Source organism: Bacillus badius NBRC 15713 (assembly GCF_001591605.1).
Lineage (GTDB): Bacteria > Bacillota > Bacilli > Bacillales > Domibacillaceae > Pseudobacillus > Pseudobacillus badius.
Map to the genome: position 1 here is coordinate 91831 of NZ_BCVF01000002.1, position 13671 is coordinate 105501.

Consider the following 13671-nt stretch of genomic DNA (forward strand, 5'->3'; position numbering starts at 1 on the left):
GTCTCTTCTAACGGATGGGATCACTGCGGCGAAAATCGCCGTTTTTTCCGCCTGATTTTTCCACCAGGTAAGTGGGGCCAATGACCATGCCTTTATCAACAGCTTTGCACATATCGTAGACTGTTAACGCACAAGCAGACGCAGCTGTCAAAGCCTCCATTTCAACGCCCGTGCTGCCTTTTGTTTTTACAGAAACGGTAATGACTAATCTGTAATCGGATGCTTCGCTTACCCAGTCAAAAGCAATGTCCACGCCGCTGATGGGGATAGGGTGGCACATGGGAATCAAAGCAGCGGTTTGTTTGGCAGCCATAATACCCGCTACTTGTGCAACGGCAAGCACGTCCCCTTTTTTGATCGACTGATCGTGGATTTGCTGATAAATGTGTTCATTGACGAGGACGCTTGTTTTGGCAACTGCTAAGCGGTGAGATTCCTTTTTCTCTGTGATATCCACCATTTGGGCTCTGCCCTGTTTATTGAAATGAGTAAATTCAGGCATACAATCCCTCTTTTCATTCGTTATTTTTCTGTAAAGGAACTATTTGATTGTAACATGAGAGGAGAAAGAAACGGAATAAACGCCGTGTATGAATATTGAGCTTTGTAGGGGGAATAGATGTTGGAACGATTATTTATTGTGACTGATCAGCCAATTTCTGTTGAAGAAGTAACAAAGAAGGTGGTACGCCCGGAGGCCGGAGCTGTTTCAAGCTTTATCGGAACGGTCAGGGAATACACGCGCGGCCGCCGGACTTTATCGCTGACATATGAAGCGTACCGATCTATGGCTGAAAAACAATTGGAAAAAATCGGTGAAGAAATCAGCCGGCAATGGCCAGATGCGAAAACGGCGATTACTCATCGCACAGGACATTTGGCTATTTCTGAGATTGCGGTGGTCATCGCGGTATCAACACCGCACCGCAAAGATGCATTTTGGGCGAGTGAATACGCCATTGAGCGGATTAAGCAGATCGTTCCCATTTGGAAAAAAGAGCATTGGGAAGACGGAGAGCAATGGATTGGCAATCAATTAGAGACAGAAGTCTATCCGGAGGGAAAACCGAAAGGAGTAGAAAGTCATGATTAATGTTCTTTGCTTTGCCCATCTGAAAGAGCAGATTGGAAAAGAGCAGCTGGAAGTGGCGCATGAGAAATTGACTGTGAAGCAGCTGCTAAACGAGCTTCAAGAGAAATATGCTATTCAGACAGATGCTTTAATTGTTGCTGTCAATGAAGAATATGCGGACCCGGAAGATCTGATCCAGTCTGGAGATACGGTAGCGCTCATTCCGCCTGTAAGCGGCGGATAAGGAAGCGATGACGAAGAAGAAACAGCTGGCAGGTGTGATATTGGCTGGCGGTGAATCAAGAAGATTTGGCGAGCCAAAAGCTTTTGTGCAGTATAAAGGCCGGCGCTTTTACGAGTATTCCTTAGAGGCGCTTGCTCCATTTGCGGAGAGAACGGTTATTATCAGTCACCCATCTCTGGTGAGCCGGTTCCGTTTGGAGCAGCCGGCAGCGGTCATAGAAGATTCCCCTCCTTTTCGCGGAAAAGGGCCGCTTGCCGGATTATATAGTGCAATGACACAGCTGGCCGCTGAGTGGTATATTGTCCTGCCGTGTGATATGCCTTTAATCAATGAACGTGTCATTGGTGTGCTAGTTGCTGCAGCCGAGGAGCCATACGATGCTGTTATCCCTTATATCGACGGCCGGGAACAGCCGCTTGCTGCTGTCTATCATCAGAGAGTTTTGCCGATTTTGGCGGCTCAGCTGACAAAAGGGAATTTTCGGATGACAGCTTTGCTTGATTGTATAAAGAAGCGGCGAGTCACAGAAGCAGATCTGCCATTCGCTGAACAATGGTTTAAAAATATTAATACGAAGGATGCCTACCATCAATTGTTTGCAGACCGGTCATGAAATCCGTTTCAGTCATGGACAGCTGTGCAGCCCCGGCATCCAGAAAGGGGAAATAGAATGGAACAAGTAAAAGATAAATTTGACAGACCGCTGAGAGACATTCGGATTTCCTTGACAGATCAGTGCAACTTCCGCTGTTCTTACTGTATGCCGGCTGAAATCTTTGGCGCGGATTATCCGTTTCTGCCGAAGGAAAAATATTTAACATTCGCGGAGATTGTTCGCATCGTTCAAGCAGCGGCGGAGCTTGGAGTGGAAAAAATCCGACTGACGGGGGGAGAGCCTCTGCTCCGGAAACATCTTTCTGAATTAGTTCATGACTTATATACAAAAACCAGCATTAAGGATATTGCCTTAACGACGAATGGTGTGCTGCTTCCTAAGTATGCTACAGCATTAAAGGCGGCGGGCCTGCAGCGTGTAAATATTAGTATGGATGCACTGGATGACCGGGTTTTCAAAGAAATGAACGGACGGGCTGTCGGCGTGAAAGCCGTATTAAAAGGAATTGAAGCAGCAAAGGCTGCCGGTCTTGGCATTAAAATAAATATGGTCGTTAAAAAGGGCATTAACGACCACCAAATTTTGCCGATGGCGGAGCATTTTAAAAAAGAGGGAATTCCTCTTCGCTTTATTGAATTTATGGATGTCGGCAGTACAAATGGCTGGCAGCTTTCATCTGTCGTATCCAAAAAAGAAATCATCCGGCTGATCAGCAGCCAGTTTCCTATTGAATCCGTGAAGGGCTCCTACTACGGTGAGGTGGCCAGCCGGTTTCAATATCAAGACGGGAGCGGAGAATTTGGAGTGATTTCTTCAGTGACAGAATCTTTTTGTTCTACATGCACCCGGGCAAGAGTGTCGGCGGACGGAAAGCTGTATACATGCTTGTTTTCCGCTAAAGGCCATGATTTAAAGCCGGTGCTTCGGTCTTCTGATTCCATAAAAGAAGTCAAGGAGCATATTGCCGCTATTTGGAATCAAAGAATAGATCGTTATTCTGATGAGAGAACAGAAGAAACGGCAAAAAACCGCCCGAAAATTGAAATGTCTTATATTGGCGGTTGAAGAAAGGAAGTGAAGGGGAAGTGAAGGGGACACAAGTACATGCCCATAAAGGCCACGCTGCAAGGCGCGCGGTTTGCCAGGTGATTACAGTTAGCGATACAAGAGCAGAAGAAACAGATAAAAGCGGCAAGAAGATTAAAGAATCTTTGCTCAGTCATCAGCATGCGGTGGCTCGTTATCAAATCGTTCCTGATGAAAAGGGGGAAATTGTTCAAGCTGTTCAGCAAGGAATTAGCGATCCTGAAGTGGACGCTGTTATTGTGAACGGCGGTACTGGCATAGCCAAGCGGGATGTTACCATTGAAGCGGTTATGCCGTTATTTGAGAAGGAGATTCCAGGTTTTGGCGAGCTGTTTCGCTATCTCAGTTATGCTGAAGATATTGGCACAGCTGCCCTCATGTCCCGAGCTGTGGCCGGTGTCGCCGGAAGGACAGTGATTTTCTCTCTTCCAGGTTCGACCGGAGCTGTAACGCTGGCAATGGAAAAACTCGTGCTGCCAGAAATAGGTCATATCGTAACAGAATTAAACAAAGACAGATAAAGTGAAAAAGCAAATGGACTCGCCTGAAATTGGTCCATTTGCTTTTTTGTTTACTTATGACAAGAAGGTGAATAGATGGCCGGATTATTGGATGCAAATCATGAGGGACAGAAAGCTGCTATGAGTGATCCCTTTATATATTCTTATATCTTTTTTCTTGAAAGGGCAGTAGTTCATGTTGACTTTTTGGGTATTTAGAACTATTATTGTTGTGTGTAGATACTAGGCTATTCAGTGAATAATTATAAACTTCATATTGTTACTTTAACATGAAAGCGATGAAAAGTCCTTTGAATAAGGGCACTTGAATGACTTGGAGCGACTAGTGTAACCGACTCTTTACTTGAGTCGGTTTTTTATAAATGGGTTCCATCCTGCCTAATAAAGCCGCACGATGCAAAAGAAATATAAAGAAGAGAGAGAAAAGTATGCCTGAATTTTCAATGCACCCTTATGAAAAAAGAGCTTTTAACGGGGAAAGCGAGCAGCTGGAGAGTGTTTTAAAAGAGTTAACGGATGTTAAATATGCGCTTGATCAGTCTTCGATTGTCGCTGCTACTGATTCCCGGGGAAAGATTCTTTATGTAAATCAGCAGTTTTGCAAAATTTCTAAGTATGAAGAGCAAGAACTTCTCGGCGAAGATCATCGGATTTTAAACTCAAGCTATCATCCGAAAGAGTTTTTTAAGAAGATGTGGGCAACCATCGGATCCGGAAAAGTATGGCGGGGAGAAGTAAAAAACAAGGCGAAAGATGGATCTTATTACTGGGTAGATACGACGATTGTTCCTTTTTTAAACGATCACGGCAAGCCTTACCAGTATGTATCCATCAGAAATGATATTAGCTTGCGAAAACAAATGGAAGAAGAATTAAGGGAAAGCGAGGAAAAATATCGCTTGATTACAGAGCATGCCTCTGATCTTGTTTCGGTGATTGATAAGGATGGGAAGTTTTTCTACATGTCACCTTCTCATACTCCGCTGTTAGGAGATGATCTTGCTAAATTGCATGCAGGAGACATCTTTCAATGGATACATGAAAACGATCAAGCTGCCCTCGCAGCTGAGTTGGAACTTCTCTCCTCTAAGAAAAAAGTTGCTTCCCTGCTCGAGTTCCGTATTAAGGCCCACCATGGGAAATACAACGATATGGAAACGAAAATCAATTCAATCGCAGGTAAAGATGGAGAGATTAATCGTTTTGTTTTGGCTATGCGCGATATTACTGAACGGAAGAAAGCGGACAGAATGGTTTATCATTTAGCCTATCACGACACGTTAACCGATTTGCCGAACCGCAGGCTGTTTATGAATAGCTTGCGGCAGGAGGTAGAACAGGCTAAGCGTTCTTCTTCCTTGCTTGCTGTTATGTTTATTGATTTAGACCGCTTTAAATTTGTAAATGACTCTTGGGGACATGAGAATGGGGACTTTATTATTACAGAGGCAGCGCGGCGGATCAGAAAATCATTGCGGTCAAGCGATTTAGTGGCCCGCTTAGGCGGAGATGAATTTACGGTTCTTTTAAAGAATGTATCTGATCGGCAAGAGGTTGAGCAGGTAGCGAAAAGAATACAAACCAGCTTCCAAGAACCATTGAAAGTGGCAGGCCAAAACTATTCTCCTTCTTGCAGCATTGGCATCTCCTTGTTCCCTGCGAATGGCGATGACGCTGATGAGTTGTTAAATAAAGCTGATACAGCTCTTTATTCTGTGAAGGAGCGGGGCGGGAATGGCTATGAATTGTTTCATTCAGAAATGGAAGCGAAATCGTTGGAGCGCATTTTACTTGAGAATGAATTAAGAAAAGCGATTCAACTGGGGCAATTCCATATTGATTACCAGCCAAAGATGGATTTGTCCAAAAATAAAATTATCGGAATGGAAGCATTGGTTCGATGGTATCATCCAGAACTCGGAAAAATCCCTCCGAATAAGTTTATCCCGGTTGCTGAAGAAACAGGGCTTATCCTGCCGCTGGGGGAATGGGTGCTTCGGCGAGGCTGTATGCAAAACAAAGAATGGCAACAAAAGGGCTATCCGCCGCTGATGATATCTGTCAATCTATCTGTCCGCCAGCTGGCCCATCCGTATATTGTAGAAAAAGTCCGCGAAATCTTGGAAGAGACCAAATTAGAGCCGCAGTGGCTGGAGCTCGAGGTAACAGAAAGCATTCTGGCGGACGTTGGCCATGCTGCGGATACTTTGCAGCAACTCCGGGAGATGGGCATTCATATTTCCATTGATGATTTCGGCACGGGATATAGCTCATTTAGCTATATTAAACACTTGCCTGTCGACACATTAAAAATTGATGCTTCTTTCATTCGTGATATTCACAAAAATGAAGAAAGCCAAGCCATCGTCCAAGCAGTGTTAACGCTTGCCCGGACGCTGGATATTAACGTGATTGCCGAGGGAGTCGAGAACGAGGAGCAGCTGGCTGTGTTAAACGAAGACGGCTGCGTTCAAGGGCAAGGCTTTTTGTTTAGCAAGCCTTTATCTGGAGAAGAGTTTGAAAAATATTTAATAGAATTTGCCGAAATACAGCCAAGTGAATAGATCAATCGAGAGGCAGATAGAAACGGGGTAAAATGATGAATCTTTTTATGAAAAAGCCAAAATCATGGTTAGAGTATTTGCATAGTTCAGATCCACAGGAAATATCCGGAGTTGATCAGCAAATCAAGGAACGGTTATTGTGCATGAATATCAGCCAGGAAACGCTTGATTATGTAAAGGAGGCGTCTTCTATCTTGCTCCCTTACAAAGAAAAGATTGTAGAGGAGTTTTACGAATACATTGCTCAAATTGATCATCTTCAACAAATGATTCAGGAGCATTCCACGGTCGCACGCTTACGAATGACAATGGAAAAGTATATCGAACAGCTGCTGCAGGCAGAGGTCGACAGGGATTATGTAAAAAACCGAGTGATCATTGGCCAAGTACATAGCCGCATTCATCTAACCGCCGATCATTTCGTAGCTGCTCATCATTTATTGATTCAAATGATGACAACGATTTTAATGGAAAAAATGAGTCATCGCCCAGATAAAATGATGAAGGCTGTGCTGGCTGTTCAAAAACTGGCTGCTTTTGATCAGCAGTTGATTGTTTGTGTATATATGGAAGAAACGTTCAAATCATTTTTGTTTGATGTCTCCGGCATGCTGAATGAAATGACCCAGCTGGATACGACTAAACAGCTGATTACAGGAATGGATAATATGATTCAAGAAAGCTACAGCATCACTTCTGCTACAGAAGAGGTGAGTGCATCGATTATGGAGGTAGCCAATCATTCTGTTAAGGTAGCTGAAAGAACAGATGAAGCCGTACGCTCAGCAGAAGAAAGCAAGGGAGTCATCAATGGAGCGCTAGCAGACATTCAGCAAGTAGGCCAAGTATACAAACATGTAACGGAGCAGGCAAATCAGTTAAACGATGAAATTGAACAAACGCAAAGTATCGTGAAAGTGATCCGGGAAATTACGGAGCAAACCAATTTGCTCGCTTTAAATGCCAGCATCGAAGCCGCGCGCGCTGGTGAGCATGGGAAAGGGTTTGCCGTTGTAGCTAACGAGGTCCGAAAGCTGGCTGAGCATACGAAAGAACAAACCATGCAAATTACATCCAATATGGAATCCTTGCAAAAAGTCTCTCATGTTGTGACAGAGCAAATGAGCAACACAGAAAAGCTGGTGGAGCGCAGTGTGGCTGAAGCCCAATCTGCTGATCAGGCGCTGGAGAAGATCGTTTTAACGATGCAGGAGATTAATCAGTCAACCTCACAGATCGCTGCAATGACGCAAGAGCAGACATCTGCTGTTATGGAAATTGCCGAGCGGAATTCAGCGATGTTTGATCTTGGCACGCTTTCTCAAAGCATTGCCAAAGAAACCGCTCAGTTAATTTTTGAGTTAAGCAGACAAATGGATGAATACCGTCTCACTTTCTTTGATACAAACATAAAGCTGAATGATAAAGATATTGTTCAAGTAGCTAAAACAGATCATCTGCTTTGGAAGTGGAGAATATACAATATGCTGCTTAACATAGAGGAGATTAATTCTAGTCAAGTGTCTTCTTATGAATCTTGCCGGCTCGGCCGCTGGTATTATGGCGAATTATCATCCCAAGTTAAAAATCGTTCGGCCTTTCAACAACTGGAGGAACCTCATCAAGCCGTGCATTATTACGCAAAACAAGCCGTTCAAAATTATGAGCAAGGGAACGAAGCAGGAGCCCAGCAAGCTTTTGAACAATTACAGCAGGCATCTGACCGCGTGATTGCCTTGCTGTCCCAATTGGAGAAAGAGCTGTGATTGGTTTGTAAACTTTAGGTAGTGTGAGAGGAGAGCCTCCTTTGGAGCAGAGAAGGATAACAGATAAGTTTTGGAAAGTGGATGGCTGGGGGATTCTGATCCCCCTCTTATTCTTAGTTCTTGCTTTATGCTTTCGAGAATCACTTTTTGCTATTTTTGACGAGCGGAATTATGTGATCCTCCATTTGATTTTTGAAATTTTCATTATCGGGTCATCTTTTGCTATTGCTGTTCAGGCATGGATGATTTCTCCATACATTTTATCCAATCAGCGGTTATGGTTAGGGGCCCTGTTCTTTTCGGTGGGCTGGCTGGAAATGTTTCATGCGATTACTTATAAAGGGATGCCGTTTTTTCTCATGGAAAGTACTCCCTACAATGCGACCTGGTTCTATATGATTTCCAGGCTGACGCAGGCTTTTGGATTGCTTATGATCCTTTTAATACCGGACAGGCAAGTAAATACCTCGTACCGCTGGATTTCATACAGTTTGGCCTTGGTTTATGCGGTCAGTTGGATTGCCCTTATTTTTTATCCTGTACAGCTGCTGCCTGAATTAGTGATTGAAGGCTCAGGGCCAACAAGTATAAAGGTCGGCTTGCAATATACGGCGATTTTGCTGCAATGCTTTTGCTTTTTATTTTTGGTGAAAAATTTTAACAAAGCAAAAACCCGCAATTTTATGATGATTATCGCTTCGGTCTATTTAATTATCGGTGATTCCATGTTTACTTCTTATAAAAGTGTATATGATATTACTAATTTTATTGGCCATTTGTTTCAGCTGACCGGTTTTTATTGTTTATTAAAAGCTCTGTACTATACGTCGGTGGAAGAGCCATTTCAAAGAGTAAGAAAAGCGGAGCGGCGCCTGCGTGAATCTGAAGAATCGCTTCATTATATGGCCTATCACGATGAACGTACAAAGCTTCCGAACGTTCGTTATTTTAAAGAAAAGCTGGGTCAAACGTTAACTAATGAACCGGATTCGCAAAAGGCAGTCCTTGTTGTTGAAATTGACCGTTTTGATGCCATTTATGAGTCTTTGGGTCATACTTTTAGTGACTTAACACTGCAATCTGTTGCTGAACGCCTATACTCGCTCGTTTCTTCAAATGTATTTATAGGGAAGAAGAGAGGAAAAGAATTTACCATTTTTCTTACTTCTGTTGACCATAAAGAAGAGGTGCTGAATCTCTGTGAAAAAGTGCAGGAGCTAATGAAGGAGCCCATTCAAGTCCAGCATTTGCAGCTGAATATGACAGTAAATATCGGAATTGCCCTTTACCCTGAGCACGGAACAAATGAAGATGAACTCTTAAAGCATGCTCAGATGGCGGCATATGAAGCTCAGAAAGAAACACAGCGGCTAAAGTTTTATCAGGAAGCAATGGACAAGCAGTTCATCGACCGGCTGATGCTGGAGCATGATTTGCATAAAGCTCTTGCAAAAGGAGAATTGCATATTGATTATCAGCCGCAAGTGAATGTACGTACAGGGGACATTGTCTCATTTGAAGCGCTGATCCGTTGGAAGCATCCGGAACGAGGCTGGATTTCTCCGAGCCAGTTTATACCGATTGCTGAAGAAACCGGCTTAATTGCACCGATCGGTGAATGGGTATTAAAGACAGCCTGTCAGCAGTTAAAGGAATGGCATAATCAGGGGATCTCGCATATAGGTGTAGCAGTCAATTTATCTACCCGGCAATTTTTTCAGCAGAACCTCGTGGACATAATTAAAGATAGCCTTAAAGAAGCCGATTTGGCCCCTCATTTTCTGGAGTTGGAAATTACAGAAAGCATGACAACGGATATGAGCTATGCAGCCAGCATGCTAGCTGACTTGAAAAAGCTAGGAATACGTATCGCTGTAGATGATTTTGGGACGGGCTATTCTTCCTTGCATTATTTAAAGGACTTGCCTATCGATTGTTTAAAGATTGACCGGTCATTTGTTCAGCATGTTCCATCAGATAAACATAATGCGGCGTTAATTTCTACCATCCTTGCGATTGCTGAGCACCTTTGCCTTTCTGTTATTGCCGAAGGAGTAGAGGAGATGGAACAGCTCTCCTTTTTGTGGGAGAACAATTGTTATCAAGTACAGGGCTATCTTTTCAGCCCGCCGCTCCCTCCTGAAAAAATAAGCTGCTTATTTGCAGAGATTCAAGGACAGGCAAGCAGCTATTGCCAACAGCTAAAGCTGACGGACGTGAAATAAAAGTGAATGTCTCTGCCCTAGATGCCGTTTGAGCGTCTAGGGCTGCTTTACGTGCATTTATTCAAAGGAAATCCTATTTTTAACAGGAAAAGGTATGATACAATTACAATTATCAGTGTATTTGAAATATGGATAGGAAAGAGAGCAGCTTTACATAGATAAGGGGAATGGCCTTCAATGGTAGATGGAGGAGGAAGAGTATGGAGAGAATCATTTATACGAACGGGGCGATTTATACACTTGATGCCAATCAACCGTTAGTGGAAGCAGTTGTAGTGGAAAATGGACAGGTGGCTGACATGGGGACGCATCAAAAGATGATTTTGCATTGGGGAGGAAGCGGTGCAAAGATCATTGATTTAGAAGGGAAAATGGCAACCCCCGGACTGATTGATAGCCATCTTCACCTGTCGGGGATTGCTTTTCAATACTTGGACTTGAATTTAACTGGCGTTGCTTCTAAAGAGGACATGCTGGAGAGAATAAAAGAAAGAGCGGATAAGACGCCTCCCGGGAAATGGCTGTTAGGAATGGGCTGGGATGAAAATCTATTCATGGATGGAGCCATTCCGACGATTCAAGAGCTGGATTATGTGGCTCCGCATTGCCCTATCTATTTAAAGCGAGTCTGTCATCATGCCTTTCTTATAAACAGCAAAGCACTTGAAGTGTGTCATTATCACCCTTCTGCGCCAATTCCAACAGGAGGAAGCATCGTGCTTGATGAAAGAACAGGAAGTCCAACCGGGCTTGTGCTTGAATCGGCTTCCAGGCTGATTACGGAGCATATACCGGAGCTGACGTACGACGAATTAAAAATAGGGTTAAGGCAGGCGATGCACCATGCGAGCAAGTGCGGAATAACAAGTGTGCATACGAATGACCCGCTCTACTTAGGCGGCTTTGATCAGACCTATCAATTATATGACGAGCTGCTGAATGAAGAGCAGCAAGGGCTGCGCTGCAACCTCCTGATTGACCATCCATTCTTGCCCCGTTTAAAGGAACGGGGCATGCATGCTGGTTATGGGAACAATAAGCTGCAGATAGGCGCCATTAAGATTTTTGCCGACGGGGCGCTTGGGAGAAGAACGGCTCTTCTATCTAAACCGTATGATGATGCGCCTGATCAGTTAGGAGAAGCGCAGCATAGCCAAGGGGAGCTTTATGAAATGATCGAAGCCGCAAGGGCGCAGGCGATGCCGATTGCTGTCCATACGATCGGTGACCAGGCAGTTGAAAATGTTTTGAAAATACTGGATCAATTTCCGAAAGTTCAATACCGCGACAGGATTATTCATGTCTCTTTGCTGCGGGAAGACTTGATGCAGCGCTTAGCCGATCCATCTATAGTGGCAGATATTCAGCCGCGGTTTGTAGTTGGAGACTTTCCATGGGTGCAAGACAGGCTTGGAAAACAGAGAGTGCCGTATTTATATGCATGGCAATCATTGCTATCAGCTGGAGTGTTGTGCGCAGGCGGGTCAGATGCCCCGGTAGAGCCGGCAGATCCTTTGCTGGGCATTCACGCCGCAGTGACGAGACGGGCGCCTGCGCAATCACATAATGGCTGGAATGAAAAGGAAAAACTGTCTATGCTGTCTGCTTTAAAGCTTTTTACAATCGGCGGTGCCTGTGCAACCAATGAAGAACATAAAAAAGGAACCCTTTCACCTGGAAAGCTCGCCGACATGACGGTTTATTCACACGACCTGTTGCAGATGGAACATCCAGACGGGCTGCTGTCGGTGAACATTGAAATGACTATCGTCAACGGGAAAGTAGTTTACCGGAGATAAATAAACAAAAGAGCAGTCCCTGCGCTTGGCAAGGACTGCTCTTTTTGTCTGTTTGTCGATGAGTCTCTTAAAGGGAAGAATGAATCATAAATAAAATGAGGAATGCGAGCGCCAGTTTGAAATGCCACTTTTTATCCTGCCGCTTAAACCGCTTAAACCCCATGAATAAGAGAAAGCCTAACAGGATGAAAGCCGCCACTCCTGTAAGGTTCGTGAAATCCCACTTAAATCCCCTAATGATCGCCAAATAACCATGAAGCAAAATCACTCCCGTTGAGACAAGGGCCAAAGGTACGTGCCATTTTCTAAGATTCTTTCCGAGAAACACCAGAATGTTTTTCAACTTGATGTTCCGCCATTGAATCGTATGCAGGCGTTTCCATTTTAATAAGAGAAAAACAGGATAAACCGCCAAAACCGCAAAGTAGATAATTCTTGAAATAGAACCAAGTTGTTCAATGATTTCTTCATAAGCTTCGTGCTCCTGTGCCATGAGCGTCTGCTTGTTGAACCAAATGAACAAAAAACCAATTAACAGAAAACATACTGTGGCAAGCAAACTGATGAATGTGAGGTGCCGTTCTTTTCGATTTGGGATGTAGCCAGATAAAAAGGAAGTGCTCTGTCTTGTTCCTTGTTTGGAATTCATTGTCTGTACCTCCGATTATTTAATGGAACATTATCGTTAGTATAAGGAACATAAATGAAAATTTACTGAAAAGAAGGTTTTTTGTTTGATTCACTTTTTATTTTCACAGCTAAGGAGCCAAGCAACCATCTTTTATGGGCGACTTATGGTATGTTCTGCAAATCGGTCCGCTCGACAAATTCAACAAATGCCCGAACGATATTCAGTTGCAGATATTCTTCCGGAAACACCATCCACGTTTTACGGATAATTGGCTGGCCGTCTCTTGTCTGGATGGCTATTTTGTGAATGTTCTTCAAGTCGCTTAATAGCATGCCGGGCAAAATGGCATAGCCTAAGCCGTTGGCCATCATATTTTTACTAGTGCCTGCTTTATCAACATCAATGCTGACGAGTGGAGGCTTTGTGTAGTTCTCGGCCCACCAGTTATCAACGACGGTTTTCAAATTCTGATCAGTGTGATAATCAATCCTTGGCAGATTCGGCAAATCCTCCAAAGCGATTGGTTCTTTGGAAGCGATATAAATGGGCTCTTCAAACAGTAATTTTTTTCCGCCTTTCCAGCTATAATCGCCTTTGATGAAAGCGACATGCACGTCCTGATTATGTGCCAGATGAATCATCTCGTTGCTCCATCCCGTCATTACCTTAAATTCAACCTCGGGATATTCATCTTTAAAGAGCTTTAACAGGCCCGGCAGCTTATAATCAGTGAAAAATGTTGAAACACCGAGCCGAAGGGTACCGGTCATCTTGTTTTCCATATTAAGGACGTTCTCCTTAATATGCTGCATCTTCAACAGCATCTCGCGGGCGCACCTGGCTAAATATTCTCCTTGAGGGGTGAAGGTTACTCCCCGTCTGCCGCGATTGACAATCTGCACACCAAATTCCTTTTCCATTTGCTTGATTCGGCTTGTTAAAGCTGGCTGGGAAAGATAGAGCGCATGAGCGGTTTTTGTCATGTTTTTCTCCTTAAATAACGTTTGTAAGATGAGCCAGTCGCGTTCGTCCAAGAACCTCTCTCCTTTTAGGTATAAAATTATTTTATGGATAATCATAAAAAAGCGATATTTTATTTATTTCTTTATCATTATTATAATGGATACATGGAAAATAAGAAAAGAAA

The 13671-nt window shown here is 43.7% G+C and carries 12 protein-coding genes; 9 read left to right on the top strand and 3 right to left on the bottom strand.

Features of this window, described 5'->3' with window-relative positions; all coding sequences use genetic code 11:
* Positions 1–7: 7 nt before the first annotated feature.
* The gene (gene moaC / locus BBA02S_RS01660; RefSeq protein WP_041096083.1) at positions 8–502 is read right to left on the bottom strand and encodes a cyclic pyranopterin monophosphate synthase MoaC; all 495 of its coding nucleotides are present in this window, start codon (positions 500–502) and stop codon (positions 8–10) included.
* A gap of 117 nt (positions 503–619) precedes the next feature.
* Here moaC and BBA02S_RS01665 point away from each other — a divergent pair, with 117 nt between their 5' ends.
* The 9 genes from BBA02S_RS01665 (at position 620) to BBA02S_RS01705 (ending at position 11893) form a co-directional block, all read left to right on the top strand.
* Positions 620–1093: a molybdenum cofactor biosynthesis protein MoaE gene (locus BBA02S_RS01665; protein ID WP_041113626.1), complete on the top strand. Its 474-nt coding sequence runs from the start codon at positions 620–622 to the stop codon at positions 1091–1093.
* Complete coding sequence (gene moaD, locus BBA02S_RS01670) at positions 1086–1316, top strand: molybdopterin converting factor subunit 1 (protein ID WP_041096081.1); 231 nt, start codon at positions 1086–1088, stop codon at positions 1314–1316. Before BBA02S_RS01665 ends, moaD begins: the two co-directional genes overlap by 8 nt.
* Positions 1317–1323: 7 nt before the next feature.
* Positions 1324–1929 (top strand): molybdenum cofactor guanylyltransferase, encoded by a 606-nt coding sequence (locus BBA02S_RS01675; RefSeq protein ID WP_041096080.1) that lies wholly within the window; start codon positions 1324–1326, stop codon positions 1927–1929.
* Positions 1930–1986: 57 nt separating this feature from the next.
* On the top strand, positions 1987–2997 hold the full coding sequence (gene moaA, locus BBA02S_RS01680; RefSeq protein ID WP_041096079.1) for a GTP 3',8-cyclase MoaA: 1011 nt from the start codon (positions 1987–1989) through the stop codon (positions 2995–2997).
* Positions 2998–3017: 20 nt separating this feature from the next.
* Entirely contained in the window at positions 3018–3539 is a 522-nt protein-coding gene (locus tag BBA02S_RS01685; protein ID WP_041096078.1) for a MogA/MoaB family molybdenum cofactor biosynthesis protein, read from the top strand.
* Positions 3540–3967: 428 nt separating this feature from the next.
* Positions 3968–6103: a sensor domain-containing protein gene (locus BBA02S_RS01690; protein WP_041113625.1), complete on the top strand. Its 2136-nt coding sequence runs from the start codon at positions 3968–3970 to the stop codon at positions 6101–6103.
* Between the two features lie 47 nt (positions 6104–6150).
* On the top strand, positions 6151–7869 hold the full coding sequence (locus BBA02S_RS01695; protein WP_231557170.1) for a methyl-accepting chemotaxis protein: 1719 nt from the start codon (positions 6151–6153) through the stop codon (positions 7867–7869).
* Positions 7870–7910: 41 nt separating this feature from the next.
* Complete coding sequence (locus tag BBA02S_RS01700) at positions 7911–10094, top strand: bifunctional diguanylate cyclase/phosphodiesterase (RefSeq protein ID WP_052477286.1); 2184 nt, start codon at positions 7911–7913, stop codon at positions 10092–10094.
* A gap of 200 nt (positions 10095–10294) precedes the next feature.
* The gene (locus BBA02S_RS01705; protein WP_041113624.1) at positions 10295–11893 is read left to right on the top strand and encodes an amidohydrolase; all 1599 of its coding nucleotides are present in this window, start codon (positions 10295–10297) and stop codon (positions 11891–11893) included.
* Positions 11894–11960: 67 nt separating this feature from the next.
* On the opposite strand, the gene BBA02S_RS01710 is transcribed toward BBA02S_RS01705, so the two are convergent.
* Positions 11961–12542 carry a hypothetical protein gene (locus tag BBA02S_RS01710; protein ID WP_041096074.1) on the bottom strand — a complete coding sequence of 194 codons (582 nt, stop codon included), beginning with the start codon at positions 12540–12542 and terminating at the stop codon, positions 11961–11963.
* 143 nt (positions 12543–12685) lie between these two features.
* Complete coding sequence (locus BBA02S_RS01715) at positions 12686–13558, bottom strand: LysR family transcriptional regulator (RefSeq protein WP_041096073.1); 873 nt, start codon at positions 13556–13558, stop codon at positions 12686–12688.
* Positions 13559–13671: the final 113 nt, after the last annotated feature.

Coding starts and splice junctions, on each gene's coding strand:
- moaC (WP_041096083.1), bottom strand. CDS start 502: ATGCCTGAATTTACTCATTTCAATAAACAGGGCAGAGCCCAAATGGTG.
- moaD (WP_041096081.1), top strand. CDS start 1,086: ATGATTAATGTTCTTTGCTTTGCCCATCTGAAAGAGCAGATTGGAAAA.
- BBA02S_RS01665 (WP_041113626.1), top strand. CDS start 620: ATGTTGGAACGATTATTTATTGTGACTGATCAGCCAATTTCTGTTGAA.
- BBA02S_RS01675 (WP_041096080.1), top strand. CDS start 1,324: ATGACGAAGAAGAAACAGCTGGCAGGTGTGATATTGGCTGGCGGTGAA.
- BBA02S_RS01695 (WP_231557170.1), top strand. CDS start 6,151: ATGAAAAAGCCAAAATCATGGTTAGAGTATTTGCATAGTTCAGATCCA.
- BBA02S_RS01710 (WP_041096074.1), bottom strand. CDS start 12,542: ATGAATTCCAAACAAGGAACAAGACAGAGCACTTCCTTTTTATCTGGC.
- moaA (WP_041096079.1), top strand. CDS start 1,987: ATGGAACAAGTAAAAGATAAATTTGACAGACCGCTGAGAGACATTCGG.
- BBA02S_RS01690 (WP_041113625.1), top strand. CDS start 3,968: ATGCCTGAATTTTCAATGCACCCTTATGAAAAAAGAGCTTTTAACGGG.
- BBA02S_RS01705 (WP_041113624.1), top strand. CDS start 10,295: ATGGAGAGAATCATTTATACGAACGGGGCGATTTATACACTTGATGCC.